Source organism: Brevundimonas sp. FV1ye4L (genome assembly GCF_058681255.1).
The window spans coordinates 2,289,921-2,303,067 of sequence record NZ_CM178734.1; the positions used below are offsets into that span (position 1 = coordinate 2,289,921).

The following is a 13,147-nucleotide window of genomic DNA, read 5'->3' on the forward strand; positions in this document are numbered from 1 at the left end:
TATCCCCTGTCATCGCAGGGGGATCAACCGGTCAGAGCCCGTCAGGCCGCGCCGGCGAGACGAGTTCGTTCCGCCAGGGCCTGATTGACCGCTTCCAGCGTCGCCTCAACGGCCACCAGGGTCGAGGCGTGGCGGGCGGGATAGTCGGCGACCTGGCGCAGAAGGCGCAGATCCTCGAACCGGCCGACCGGGCCTTTGCCGCCGGATTTCAGCATCGCGATCATGGCGTCGCGGGCGCCGGCGATCTCCTCGACTGAGGCGCCGATGACGGACTGGCCCAGGACGCCGGCCGCCGCCTGGCCCAGGGCGCAGGCCTTGACGTCCTGAGCGAAGCCGACGACGCGGCCCTCATTGTCCAGCGTCACATCGACCGTCGCGCGCGATCCGCACAGTTTGGCGACCCGCTCGCCGGTTCCCCCAGGCGACGGCAACCGCCCCGCATGAGGCAGGTTGGCCGCAAGCGCCAGAATGCGCGCGCTGTAGAGATCGTCGATCATGGGGCGAAGATAGGACGGGCAGTGGCCGGGTGGAACCCTATGCGCGCGGATGGGCCGCCGCATAGGCGTTCAGCAGGCGTTCGGCGTCAACGCCGGTGTATTTCTGGGTCGTCGACAGGCTGGCGTGGCCCAGCAGTTCCTGGATCGAACGCAGATCGGCGCCGGCGCCCAGCAGGTGGGTCGCGAAACTGTGGCGCAGGGCGTGGGGGGTGGTGCGTTCGGGCAGGCCCAGCCGACCGCGCAGCCGCTGGACCGAGGCCTGGACGTGACGCGGGCTCAGCGGCCCGCCGCGTCGGGCGCGGAACAGGGCGTCGGACGGCTGAAGCGGAAAGGGCTGGAGCGCCAGATAGGCGTCCACCGCGGCGCGGACCGCCGGCAGAACCGGGACGATCCGGGTCTTTGACCCCTTTCCGAGAACACGCAGGGCTTCGCCCAGCGGGGCGTCGGCTCGGGTCAGAGACAGGCCCTCGGAAATCCGCAGACCGCAGCCGTAAAGCAGGGTCAGGACGGCGCGGTCGCGCGCGGCCTCCCACGGCTCGGCGTCCGGATCAGCGTCAGGTTCGGCCAGCAGGCCGCGCGCCTGGTCCTCCGTCACCGGTCGAGGCAGGGACGGCTTGATCCGGGGGCCCCGCACCAAGGCCAGCTGGGGCGCGGGTGTGTCCAGTCGTCGGTCCAGAAAGGCGTGAAAGCCGCGAATGGCCGACAGGGTTTGGCTGAGGGACCGGGCCGCCAGGGGATGATCGCCGGATCGGCGGTCCGCCAGATGGGCGCGGACCTCGGCGGCGGTGATGGTCCCCATGGCCTTCAGCGTCAGGGTTTCGCCGCGATGGCGTTCGAGGAAGGCGACATAGAGCCGGCCGATATGGCCGTAGGCCTCCAGGGTGCGGGGCGACAGCCGTCGCTCATGCGCCAGATGCTCGAGCCAGGCGAGGAGGGCCTCGGCGGCGGTCAGTTCAACACCGGCCATCGCTCGGCCATCCGCTCCACCACCCGGGCCAGGAAGGCGGCCAGTTCGCAGCCCATGGTGGGGGTGAAGCCCTCGGGTTCGGGCGAGCCGAAGGCGCACAGGCAGGGCCGGGGCGGTTCGCCGGGCGTCAGATGGGGCGCCATGCGGATCAGGGCGACGGACTTCACCTGATCGGCGGCCGCGCCGAACAGGTCCAGCCCCTCGAACATCGGGCCCAGCCAGGTCAGGCCGTGTTCGCCGAGCAGGCCGTCCACTTCGCCGGCTTCCAAGCCACGCCAGCCGAAGGGCACGCCGCCCGGTCGTTCCAGAGCAATGGCGGCGCCGGCCAGGCCGAACCTCCCCTGGGCCGCCGCGTCCAGGCGTCGCGCCAGATCGGAATGGTTGCGGGCCTCCATCAGGTCCAGGGCGGCGACGTGGGTCTGGGTCTGGGCGGCGAAATTGGCGCGGGCGATGGTCTCGACCTCGCGCCGGGCGCCGGTCTCGCGTTCGACCACCGCCTCGAGCCGCGTCAGGGCGGCGGCGCCGAACTCCAACACATTGCGGCCGTGCGGACGCAGGCCGATCTCTTCCAGCAGGGAGCGGTCGTCCAGCAGGGTCTGGGGATGGGTCTGAAGCCAGCCGCGCACCTCGGGCCAGTGCAGGCCGTCGCCCAGATGGGGGACGGCGTCCGCTTCCGAGGTTTCGAAAAGGTCCAATGAGCCGCTCAAACAGACCTCTCCGTGACGCGCGATTTACAGGATGGACTGACCGGTCTTGGCCCAGTCCGCCACGAAGGCATCAAGACCTCTGTCGGTTAACGGGTGCTTTACCAGGGCCTTGAATGTGTCAGCGCCGAAGGTTGCGGCGTCCGATCCGGCCACGGCGGCGGCGGCCACATGGGCGACGTTGCGCAGCGAGGCGGCCAGGATCTGGGTCTCGAAACCGTGCACGTCATACAGGACGCGGATCTCTTCCAGCAGGGCGATGCCGTCGGCGCCATTGTCTTCCAGCCGGCCGACGAAGGGCGAGACGAAGGTCGCGCCGGCCTTGGCCGCCAGCAGCGCCTGGGCGGCGGAGAAACACAGGGTGACGTTGGTCTGGATCCCCTTGTCGGTGAAGACGCGGCAGGCGCGCAGGCCGTCCCAGGTCAGGGGCAGTTTCACGACCACATTCGGGGCGATGGCGGCGAGCTTGTCGCCCTCCTTGACCATGGTCTCGAAATCGAGCGAGACGGCCTCGGCGGAAATCGGCCCCTCGACCAGGGCGCAGATTTCGGCGATGACCTCGGCGATGTTCCGACCCGACTTGGCGATCAGCGACGGATTGGTGGTGACGCCGTCCACCATGCCGGTGGGGATCATGTCCTTGATGACGGCGACGTCGGCGGTATCGAGAAAGAGTTTCATGGACGGCTTCATAGCCGAGGGCGAAGTTCGGTGAAAGTCGCCTCGGTCCTCATTCCCCTGCCCGTGCCGGAAGCCTTCGATTACGAGGCGCCCGAAGCCATGACGCTGGCGCGCGGCGATCAGGTCGCCGTGCCCCTGGGGCCTCGGCTGATCCGGGGCGTGGTGGCCGAGGTGTTCGAGACCACCGGCTCCAACCGGCGGCTGAAATCGGTGGAGTCGAGACTGGACGATCCTGCGCTACCCGCAGGCGTGATGGACTTCGTCGAATGGGCCGGGCGCTGGACCCTGTCGCCGCCCGGCGAGATGGCGGCGACGGCGCTGAAGGGTCTGCGCGCGCCACGCCCCAGGCCGGAACGTCGGGTGCGACGGGTCGGCGACCGCCAGCCGGCGCGCGCCACCCCGGCCCGGACAGGCGTGCTGGAGGCCCTGGGTGAGCGCTCCATGGCGGGCGCCGATCTAGCGCGCGCCGCCGGCGTGTCGTCGGGCGTGGTCAAGGGCCTGATCGACGAGGGGGTTCTGGAGATCGTCGAGATCGCGGCGGAGGCGGCCTTCGACCGGCCCGATCCCGACCATGCGCCGGCGACCCTGAACGGCGACCAGGCGGCGGCGGCTTCGGCCCTGGCGGCGGGCGTAACCGGCGGCGGCTTCCGCCCCTTCCTGCTGGACGGGGTCACGGGGTCCGGGAAGACCGAGGCCTATCTGGAGGCGATCGCGCGGGTGCTGCGGGCCGATCCGACGGCGCAGATCCTGATCCTATTGCCCGAGATCGCCCTGACCCAGGCGCTGATCGAGCGGATCACGGACCGGTTCGGCGCCGCCCCGGCCGAATGGCATTCCGGCGTCGCTCCACCCCGCCGCCGGCAGGTGTGGGAGGCGGTGGTCGCCGGTCGGTGCAATATCGTGGTCGGCGCCCGCTCGGCCCTGTTCCTGCCCTTCGTCAATCTGCGGCTGATCGTGGTGGACGAGGAGCACGACAGTTCGTTCAAGCAGGAAGAGGGTCTGGTCTATCACGGGCGCGACCTGGCGGTGGCGCGGGCGCGGATCGAAAAGGCGGCGGTGGTTCTGGCCTCGGCGACTCCGTCGCTGGAGACCCTGTGGAACGCCCAGGCCGGACGGTATGACTGGCTGAAGCTGGGCGCGCGTCACGGGGTGGCGGTGATGCCTGATATCGAACTGCTGGACCTGCGCCAGCACACGCCCGATCCCCAGACCTGGCTGTCCCAGCCCCTGCGTACTGCGGTGGGCGAGACCCTGGCGCGGGGCGAGCAGACCCTGCTGTTCCTGAACCGGCGCGGCTATGCGCCCGTCGTCCTGTGCCGCGTCTGCGGGCACCGACTGACGGCGCCGGACACCGACAGCTGGCTGGTCGAGCATCGCTATACCGGCCGTCTGGTTTGTCACCTGACCGGCTTCTCCATGGCGCGGCCCAAACTCTGCCCGTCATGCGGGGCCGAGGACTCCCTGGTCTCGGTCGGACCCGGCGTCGAACGGGTCGAGGAGGAGGTGCGCCAGCTGTTCCCCGAGGCGCGGACGGCGGTGTTCAGTTCTGACACCGCGCCCGACGCCAAGTCGGCCCGGGCCTTGATCCAGCGGATGACCGACGGCGAGATCGACATACTGGTTGCGACCCAGGCCGCCGCCAAGGGGCACAACTTCCCCCGCCTGACCCTGGTCGGGGTGGTGGATGCGGACCTGGGCTTGCGGGGCGGCGACCTGCGGGCGGCCGAGCGCACCTATCAGCTCTTGGCCCAGGCGACGGGACGGGCGGGTCGCGCCGACCGACCGGGGCGGGCCATTTTGCAGACCTGGACCCCCGAACATCCGGTGCTTCAGGCCCTGGCGGCCGGCGACCGGGACGCCTTCGTCGAGGCGGAGATGGCCGAGCGGGAAGCGGCGGCCCTGCCCCCCTTCGGCCGGTTGGCGGCGATCATCCTGTCCAGCGAGAATGCGGCGGCGGTGGGGAAGGTCGCCGCCGACCTGGCCCAGGCCATTCCCAACGCCGAACGGCTGGAGGTCTATGGCCCCGCCGATGCGCCCCTGGCCCTGGTGCGCGGACGGCGCCGCAAGCGGCTGCTGGTGCGGGCCGACCGTGATGTGAACCTTCAGGCCTTCCTGCGCGCCTGGCTGACGCGGGTGAAGATCCCCGCCTCGGTCCGGCTGACCGTCGATGTCGATCCCTACTCCTTCCTCTGACCTCTGAGAGGCGAAGAGGATGGAGGCCTGGCCTCCGAGTCGAACGGAGGGTTTTCGGGCTTGCAGGCCCGCCGCGTAGCCACTCCGCCACCAGGCCGTAACGCCTGCAGACTGCCACGGGGCGGGCCGTGGCCGATGTCGCGTGCGTTTCGACATGTAACGGGCTGTAGCAGCGAAATGGGGCGCGAAAACTGATCGAGTGGGTGGCGACCGGCGCTTCGTGGGCGGCCGAGACGGTCATTCACGAAGGCCGGGTGGTCGCTCCCGCATGTCCGATGGCGAGGGCGACCCATCGTCTTCAGGGTCAGGTCATCAAGGGCCGGTCGTCGGCCCCCCAGAACAGGACACTGCGCCATGAAGACCCTTTCCGCCCTCTGTGCTTGCGCCGCCCTTGCCGCCGCCGCCCTGGCCTCCACCTCCGCCCTGGCCGCCGACGTCACCTTCGACTTCGACGTGGCCGCGCCGACCGGGCGGATCATGGTCGCCCTGTTCAACAGCGAGGCCAACTACGGCGGCGAGGGCCAGCCGGTCCGCTACGCCATGGTGGACGCGACAGACGCTTCCAAACAGGTCCGGTTCGAGGACCTGCCGGACGGCGACTACGCCATGCGCGCCTTCCACGACGTCGACGGCGACGGGAAGATGAAGACCAATCCGTTCGGCATGCCGATCGAGCCCTTCGCCTTCTCCAACAACGCCGCCGGCAACATGGGTCCGGCCTCGTGGGAGCGCGCGAAGTTCGCTGCGGCCGGCGCGGTCGTCCAGACCATCAGCCTCAAATAGTCCGTCCCAGCAGGAGCCAGACCATGACCCCGTCCCGCCGTTCCTTCCTGTTGGGCGCCGCCGCTCTGTCGGCCGCCGTCACTACACCCGAGATGGTCCGCGCCGCTGCGGCCCTCGACGCCGCCGCCAAGGCCGACTGGGCCCTGGCCACCCGCGACGTCGAGGGCGATCTGCCGCGTCAGACGATGCGGCTCATCCATGGCCGGGCGCCGGCGGGGCTGGAAGGCGCCCTGTTCCGCAACGGACCCGGCCGATTCCGTCGGCCGGGCGGGTCCGTCACCCACTGGTTCGACGGCGACGGCCTGATGCGGGCGTTCCGCATCCAGGATGGCCAGGCCACGCTGGAGGCCCGGTTCGTCGATACGCCCAAGCGTCGGGTCGAGACCGAACTGGACGCCGTCGTGACGCCCGGCTTCGGCACAAGGGGCGACGCGCGCGCCCGCGTCGGCTCGAACGACGACTCCAACGCCGCCAACACTGCGGTCATGGCGGCCGGGAACCAGGTCTGGGCCCTGTGGGAAGGCGGCTCTCCCCTGGCGATGGATGCGTCCGACCTGTCGAGCCAGGGCTTCGTCACCCTGCGCGACGACCTCAAGGGCATGCCGTTCCAGGCCCACCCCCGCCGCGCGCCCGACGGCTCGATCTGGAATGTGGGCACGGCCGGCGATCGGGCGGTGATCTGGCGGCTGAACGCCGACGGGGGCCTCAACCGGGCCGAGATCATCCGCCTGCCACGCGCCAGCTATATGCACGACTTCACCGCCACCGACCGGCATGTGATCCTGGTGCTCCAGCCCTGGATCCAGGAACGCCAGGCCCTACCGATCATCAACGGCCTGGTCTGGCGGCCCGAGACCGGGACCCAGGTCATGGTGCTGGACAAGGACGACCTGACCCAGTCGCGCCTCTATGAACTGCCGGGCTTCTTCCACTTCCATCTGGGCGACGCCTGGGCCGAGGCGGACGGGACGATCCGCTTCGACGTGGCGGCCAGCGGCGATCCGCGCTTCGCCGTCGATGGGGCGCGGGTTCTGGTCGAGGGACACGGGGTGGTGCCGGGCGATCCGGCCAAGCTGGCCCTGATCACCCTGCGTCCCGACGGCAAGGCCGAGATGCTGACGACGGACGCTGTTGGCGAGTTCCCCAAGGCGGACCCGCGCCGTCTGGGCCTGAAGCGCAGCCTGACCGTCCACACCAGCGGTGAGACGTCGGGACGTCCCCTGCCCACAGGTCTGGCCGTGCAGGACTGGGAGAGCGGTCGGTCGCACGGCTTCACCTTCGGCCTCCATCAGATCGTTGAGGAGACGGTCTTCGTGCCCAAGCCCGGAGCCACGGCCGAGACCGACGCCTGGCTGGTCGGGCCTTCGGTGAACCTGGCGGCGGGTCGGACCGAGCTGCACGTCTTCGACGCGGCCCATGTCGAGGACGGGCCGGTGGCGACCTGGCAGGCGGATACGGCCCTGCCGGCGGGGTTCCACGGGACGTGGGTCGCGTAAGGCGGCGGGGGCGCCAAGCTTGCGGGCCTTCACGGTTCGACAAGACCGACGTGCCAAGGTGAGACCATGACCCCCGTCCAGACTCCCGCCGATCTCCGCCCCATCACCGCCCTCCGCTTCGGCGCAGCGATCTGGGTGGCCGTCTATACCTTCTGGGAGAACCTGGCGGGGGCGCCCGCGTCCGGCCTAGTCGACAAGGGCTATCTGGGGGTCGAGCTGTTCTTCGTCCTGTCAGGCTTCATCCTGAGCCATGTCTATCTGCAGGCGGCGGGGGAGAAGCGATTCTCGTACCGCAGCTTCCTGTGGGCGCGGGTGGCGCGGGTCTATCCGTTGCACATCGCGACCCTGGTCGGGGTGGGGCTGCTGGCCGGCGCGGCCGTGGTCGCGGGGATGAGCGTGGACGGCAATGTGCTGAGCTGGGCGTCGCTGCCGGCCAATCTGCTGATGGTCCACGCCTGGGGCCTGGCGCCGGTGGCGGGGTGGAACCATCCGTCCTGGTCGATCTCGGCCGAATGGTTCGCCTATCTGTGCTTCCCCCTGTTCGCCTTCGTCTTCTGGCGGCTGCGTCAGCGGCCGGTCGCGGCCGTGATCGGAGCCGCGCTGTTCCTCGCGGCCCTCTACTCCGGGTTCGAGCGGCTGGCGGGCTTCCCCCTGACCGAGGCCACCATCCGCTGGGGCGCGCTGCGGATCGTGCCCTGTTTCGCCCTTGGGTGCGCCCTGTACCTGGTCTATCGCCGGGCGCCGCTGAAGGCGCCCTGGACGGCCTCGGCTGTGTCGTTCGGCCTGATGGTGCTGAGCGCGGCCCTGGGCCTGTGGGACGGGGTCACCGTCCTGCTGGCCGGCGCCCTGATCCTGTCGCTGGCGTCCCTGCCGAACGAACGGGCCGGATGGCTGGCGTCCAAGCCCGCCGTCTATCTGGGGGAGATCAGCTATTCGGTCTATATGGTCTGCGTGCCGTGGAAATTGCTGGCCGTGAACCTGGCGGCGAAGGCGACGGACGCCCCGGACAAGCAGGTTCACGTTTTCGTGTGGTTGGCGATTCTGGCGCTTTTGCCGGTCGTCGCGGCCCTGTCCTACCACCTCGTCGAACACCCGGCTCGCAAGGCTTTGAGGGCCTGGGGCCAGGGTCGAAATCCCCTGTCAAGCGAACAGAAGGATAAGCCCCTACCACACGGCGATACGCCGAAAGGGGTTGTCGAATCCTGAGGCTCTGTGTTCTAAAAACCACCATCGGCAGTCGGGATACAGCCTCAGCATGATTAAACGGCTCAAAGCCGTCGCGGTTGCGACGACCTTCGGATTTCTTGCGCTGGGCGTCGCGCCCGCTTCCGCAAAGGCCGATGAGCCGTACTGGCAGTGCGTCACCTTCGCCCGCATGTTCTCGGGCATCAACATCTTCGGCGACGCCTGGACCTGGTGGCGTCAGGCCGCCGAGAAGTTCCGCACCGGCGCTGCGCCCGAGACCGGATCGGTCCTGGTCTTCCGGCCTGAGGGCCGCATGAGCCGGGGCCATGTCGCCGTGGTTTCCGACATTCTGACCGACCGCGTGGTCCGCGTGACCCACGCCAACTGGGGCGGCAGCCGCGGCAAGGTCGAGGAGAACGTCACCGTCGTCGACGTCTCGCCCTCCAACGACTGGTCGCAGGTCAAGGTCTGGTACAATCCGATCAACGATCTGGGCACCACCGTCTATCCGACCTACGGCTTCATCTACAAAGGCGCCCGCGACGCTTTCGACACCGGCCGCCAGATCGCCTCGAACGCCACGAGCCAGTCCCGCCAGTAGGCCGCTTGCGCCGCCCGCCCGCCCGGGCGATAGGCGGGCATGACCCAATCCAGCGACATCACCTACGCCGGCTATCTGGCGTTGGACGACCTGCTTTCCACCCAGCATCCGCTGTCGGACCAGCACGACGAAATGCTGTTCGTCGTCATCCACCAGACCAAGGAACTTTGGCTGAAGCAGATCCTGCACGAGGTCGCCCTGGCCCAGACCATGGTGCGCGCCGGCGATCTGGTCCCCGCCTACAAGAGCCTGGCCCGCGTCAGTCGTATCCAGGCGGTGATGACCCAGAGCTGGGACATTCTGTCGACCATGACCCCCGCCGACTATCTGCGGTTCCGGGGTTCGCTGGGTTCGTCCTCGGGCTTCCAGAGCGATCAGTTCCGCCGGTTCGAGGCCATGCTGGGGCTCAAGGATTCCAGCTTCCTGAAATTCCACACGGACCGGCCCGAGGCCCTGGCCGCGCTCCAGGCCGCCATCGCCGCCCCCAGCCTGTATGACGACGCCCTGGCCCAGATGGCCAAGGCCGGCCTGCCGGTGCCGGCCGAGGTGCTGAACCGCGACGTGACCCAGCCCTATGAGCCGTCGCAAGCCGTGGAGGCGGCCTGGCTGGAGGTCTATCGCGACACCGAACGCTGGTGGCCCCTGTATCAGCTGGCCGAGAAGCTGGTCGATCTGGACGACGCCCTGCTGACCTGGCGGCACAAGCATGTGGTCACGGTCGAGCGGATCATCGGCCGACGGCGCGGCACCGGCGGCACCGAGGGAGCGGCCTATCTGGCCTCGACCCTGACCAAGCGCTGCTTCCCCGAGCTGTGGTCGCTGCGCACCAGCCTGTGACGCCGTTCTGATCATCTGATCGGTGCGCGGCAACCTTCGTCACGCCCGACCATTTCGCCGTTCGACCGCAATGCGGAAGGAATGAGCGAAATGACCAATCCCAACGCCCACGACATCAAGGTTCTGAATGGGCTGATCGAAACCACGCTGGACAGCGTGGACGGCTATCGCGAGGCGGCCGAACAGACCGAGGATCCGCACTACCGCACCCTGTTCGAGAACCGCAGCGCCGAACGGCGGCAGGTGGTCGAGGAACTATCGGGCGCCGTGCGCGGCCTGGGCGGCGACCCCGAGCCGCACGGATCGATCCTGGCCAAGGCCCATCGCGCCTTCCTGGATGTGAAACACGCCCTGATGCGCAACGACGATTCCGTCGTCGGTTCGATCAACAGCGGGGAAGGCTTCATCGCCGACAAGTTCGAAAAGGCGCTGGAGGATACCGGCATCTCGGCCACCACGCGCGAGACCGTCCGTCGCGCCTATGCGGCGATCAAGGTCGGGCATGACGAGATGCACGCCCTGAAACACAGTCTGGAAGGCCAGAGGGACGCGTCGAACCCCCTGTATCCGACCTAGGCGCCCGCCCGTTTCGCAAAGCCCCAGGCCGCGTCGCTGAGCGGGCCGACCTGGGCCGCCATGCTGCGGGCGTGGGCGCTGGCCGCCGTGCCGTCGCGGACCCGGCCGGCGATGCCCTGGCAGATCGCCGCCAGTCGGAACAGGTTGTAGGCGTAGAGCCAGTCCAGATCGGCGGGCCGCATGCCGGTGGCGGCGGCGTAGCGGTCCACCGTCTCCTCGACCGAGGGAATGCCCAGGGCCACGAGATCAGCGCCGGCGAGGCCGTTTCGCAAGCTTGCAGGAATAGCCCAGGCGATCAGTAGATAGGAGAAGTCAGCCATCGGATCGCCCAGGGTCGACAGTTCCCAGTCCAGCACAGCGCGGACTTCCGGCTGGTCCGGCGCCAGGATCATGTTGTCGAGACGGAAGTCGCCGTGGACGATGCGGCTGGGGCCCTCGGGCGGCAGGCTGTCCGGCAGGAAGGCGATCAACCGGTCCATGGCGGGGACGGATTCGGTTTCCGAGGCTCGATACTGTTTGGTCCAGCGACCGACCTGGCGGGCGAAATAGTTGCCGGCCTTGCCATAGTCGGCCAGGCCGATGGCGGCGGGGTCGAAGGCATGGAGCCGAGCCAGGGCATCCGTCTGGGCGTGATAGATGGCGCGGCGTTCGACGGGGGTCAGGCCGGGCAGTTTCAGGTCCCAGAGGATGCGGCCCTCGACCTTGTCCATCACATAGAAGATCGAGCCGATGACGGCCTCGTCCAGGCACAGCGCATGGGGCTTGGCCACCGGGAATCCCTGGGCGGCCAGGGCGGAGATGACCTGGAACTCGCGGTCCACGGCGTGGGCGCTGGGTAGAAGAACGCCGGGCGGCTTGCGGCGCAGCACATAGGCGGCGGTCGGGGTGGTCAGCTCATAGGTAGGGTTGGACTGCCCGCCCTTGAACTGGCGCACCGTCAGCGGGCCGGCGTAGCCCACGACGTGGTCGGTCATCCAGGCGTCCAGCGCGGCCTCGTCCAGCCGGTAGCGGGGATCGACCTCGCGCGTGCCGGAAAAGGCGGTTTGAGCATCCTGCATAGGCGCGTCGGAGGCGTCGGAGGCGTCGGTCATGTGCAGCCCTGTCGTTTCCTTTGAGCCGCCCGCGTCTTAGGCGCGGTCCGGCGCGGCGATGATGGCGGCCTTGACGGCGCGGCGCCAGCCGGAAAGCAGACGGTCGCGTTCCTCAGGCTTCATCCGGGGTTTCCAGCAGGCCGGGGCCTCCGCCGGACGGGCCTCCAGATCGGACAGCAGGCCGACGCCCAAAGCCGCCAGACGCGCGGCGCCAAGGGCCGTCATTTCCTGGAAGGCGGGACGTTCGACCTCGACCTCGCAGATGTCGGCGACGAACTGCATGGCGAAACTGTTGGCGGTGACGCCGCCGTCCACCTTCAGCGTCTTCAACGGCGGAGCGCCGTCCTGGGCCAGGGCGTCGAGCAGGTCGCGGGTCTGATAGGCCAGGGCTTCCAGCGCGGCGCGGACGAAATGGGCCGGGCCCGAATCCCGCGTCAGCCCCACCACGGTCCCGCGCGCCTCCGGCTCCCACCAGGGGGCGCCCAGGCCGGTGAAGCCGGGGACCATATAGACCCCGCCGTTGTCGGCCAGGCTCTGGGCCAAGGCTTCGGACTGGCGGGATTCGGAGATCAGCTTGACCCCGTCCCTCAGCCACTGGATGGCGGAACCGGCCGAGAAGATCGATCCCTCCAGCGCATAGGCGGTGCGGCCGTCGGCCCGGTAGCCGAGCGTGCCGAGCAGACGACGGGTCGAGGCGACCGGCGTCTCGCCGACATTGGCCACCAGAAAGGCGCCGGTGCCATAGGTGATCTTGGCGTCGCCCGGCTGCAGGGCGCCGTGGCCGACCAGGGCCGCCTGCTGATCGCCCGCCGATCCGGCGATGGGCAGGGGGCGGCCGAACAGCGCCGGATCGGTCTCGCCGATCAGGCCGGCGCAGGGAACGATGGCGGGAAGCGCCGCGCGCGGCACGTCGAACAGGGCGCACAGGTCATCGCGCCATTCCACCGTCTTCAGGTCCATCAGAGCGGTGCGGGACGCATTGGTGGCGTCGGTGGCGTGAACCCGGCCGCCGGTCAGTTTCCAGATCAGCCAGGCGTCGATCGTGCCCAGCTTGACCTCGCCCCTCGCCGCCCGGTCGCGAGCCCCCGGCACGGCGTCCAGCAGCCAGGCGAATTTGGTCGCCGAAAAATAGGGGTCGAGGATCAGGCCGGTGGCGGCCTGGACCATCGGCTCATGACCCTCGGCGGTCAGGCGGGCGGTGACGTCGGCGGTGCGACGGTCCTGCCAGACGACGGCGCGATGCAGGGGTTCGCCGGTCGCGGCGTCCCAGATCACCGATGTCTCGCGCTGGTTGGTGATGCCTATGGCGGCGAAACGGTCGACGCCGCCCGCCTGGCGCACCACCTCGCGGCAGGTCTGGAGGGTGGCGGACCAGATTTCGGCCGCATCATGCTCGACCCAGCCGGAGCGCGGGAAATGCTGGGCCAGTTCGATCTGGCTGACGGCGACGGGGCGCAGGTCATGGTCCCGGACTTCAAACGCAATGGCCCGGGTCGAGGTCGTGCCCTGGTCGATGGCGAGGATCAGGCTCATGAA

13 protein-coding genes and 1 tRNA gene are annotated in these 13,147 nt (G+C 69.3%); 7 read left to right on the plus strand and 7 right to left on the minus strand.

Annotation, left to right across the window (positions count from 1 at the left end; all coding sequences use genetic code 11):
- Positions 1-41: 41 nt before the first annotated feature.
- From ACW17X_RS11085 to fsa, 4 genes are read right to left on the minus strand one after another with little or no spacing between them, the layout of a single operon-like run.
- The gene (locus tag ACW17X_RS11085) at positions 42-497 is read right to left on the minus strand and encodes an iron-sulfur cluster assembly scaffold protein (RefSeq protein ID WP_492097377.1); all 456 of its coding nucleotides are present in this window, start codon (positions 495-497) and stop codon (positions 42-44) included.
- 37 nt (positions 498-534) lie between these two features.
- Positions 535-1,464 carry a tyrosine recombinase XerC gene (locus ACW17X_RS11090; protein WP_492097379.1) on the minus strand — a complete coding sequence of 310 codons (930 nt, stop codon included), beginning with the start codon at positions 1,462-1,464 and terminating at the stop codon, positions 535-537.
- A complete protein-coding gene (locus tag ACW17X_RS11095) occupies positions 1,446-2,159 on the minus strand; it encodes a DUF484 family protein (RefSeq protein WP_492097381.1) in 714 nt (237 codons plus the stop codon). The genes ACW17X_RS11090 and ACW17X_RS11095 overlap by 19 nt, the downstream gene beginning before the upstream one ends.
- Positions 2,160-2,195: 36 nt before the next feature.
- Positions 2,196-2,849 carry a fructose-6-phosphate aldolase gene (fsa, locus tag ACW17X_RS11100; RefSeq protein WP_492097383.1) on the minus strand — a complete coding sequence of 218 codons (654 nt, stop codon included), beginning with the start codon at positions 2,847-2,849 and terminating at the stop codon, positions 2,196-2,198.
- A 30-nt stretch (positions 2,850-2,879) separates the two neighbouring features.
- On the opposite strand from fsa, the gene ACW17X_RS11105 reads away from it, so the two are divergent.
- Entirely contained in the window at positions 2,880-5,042 is a 2,163-nt protein-coding gene (locus tag ACW17X_RS11105) for a primosomal protein N' (RefSeq protein ID WP_492097385.1), read from the plus strand.
- Positions 5,043-5,062: 20 nt separating this feature from the next.
- On the opposite strand, the gene ACW17X_RS11110 is transcribed toward ACW17X_RS11105, so the two are convergent.
- Positions 5,063-5,139: transfer RNA gene (locus ACW17X_RS11110), tRNA-Ala, on the minus strand.
- Between the two features lie 257 nt (positions 5,140-5,396).
- Here ACW17X_RS11110 and ACW17X_RS11115 point away from each other — a divergent pair.
- The 6 genes from ACW17X_RS11115 to ACW17X_RS11140 all read left to right on the plus strand — a co-directional run bounded on the left by ACW17X_RS11115 (position 5,397) and on the right by ACW17X_RS11140 (position 10,520).
- A complete protein-coding gene (locus tag ACW17X_RS11115) occupies positions 5,397-5,825 on the plus strand; it encodes a DUF2141 domain-containing protein (protein WP_492097387.1) in 429 nt (142 codons plus the stop codon).
- 23 nt (positions 5,826-5,848) lie between these two features.
- Positions 5,849-7,321 carry a carotenoid oxygenase family protein gene (locus ACW17X_RS11120; protein WP_492097389.1) on the plus strand — a complete coding sequence of 491 codons (1,473 nt, stop codon included), beginning with the start codon at positions 5,849-5,851 and terminating at the stop codon, positions 7,319-7,321.
- A 66-nt stretch (positions 7,322-7,387) separates the two neighbouring features.
- On the plus strand, positions 7,388-8,527 hold the full coding sequence (locus tag ACW17X_RS11125; protein WP_492097391.1) for an acyltransferase family protein: 1,140 nt from the start codon (positions 7,388-7,390) through the stop codon (positions 8,525-8,527).
- Between the two features lie 49 nt (positions 8,528-8,576).
- Complete coding sequence (locus tag ACW17X_RS11130; protein WP_492088544.1) at positions 8,577-9,107, plus strand: CHAP domain-containing protein; 531 nt, start codon at positions 8,577-8,579, stop codon at positions 9,105-9,107.
- A gap of 39 nt (positions 9,108-9,146) precedes the next feature.
- Positions 9,147-9,944, plus strand: coding sequence for a tryptophan 2,3-dioxygenase (locus ACW17X_RS11135; RefSeq protein ID WP_492097393.1), 798 nt, complete (start codon positions 9,147-9,149; stop codon positions 9,942-9,944).
- Positions 9,945-10,034: 90 nt separating this feature from the next.
- Positions 10,035-10,520 (plus strand): PA2169 family four-helix-bundle protein, encoded by a 486-nt coding sequence (locus tag ACW17X_RS11140; protein ID WP_492097395.1) that lies wholly within the window; start codon positions 10,035-10,037, stop codon positions 10,518-10,520.
- Here ACW17X_RS11140 and ACW17X_RS11145 read toward each other — a convergent pair.
- Positions 10,517-11,611 (minus strand): phosphotransferase family protein, encoded by a 1,095-nt coding sequence (locus tag ACW17X_RS11145; RefSeq protein WP_492097397.1) that lies wholly within the window; start codon positions 11,609-11,611, stop codon positions 10,517-10,519. The genes ACW17X_RS11140 and ACW17X_RS11145 overlap by 4 nt on opposite strands.
- A gap of 36 nt (positions 11,612-11,647) precedes the next feature.
- On the minus strand, positions 11,648-13,144 hold the full coding sequence (glpK, locus tag ACW17X_RS11150; RefSeq protein ID WP_492097399.1) for a glycerol kinase GlpK: 1,497 nt from the start codon (positions 13,142-13,144) through the stop codon (positions 11,648-11,650).
- Positions 13,145-13,147 lie beyond the last annotated feature (3 nt).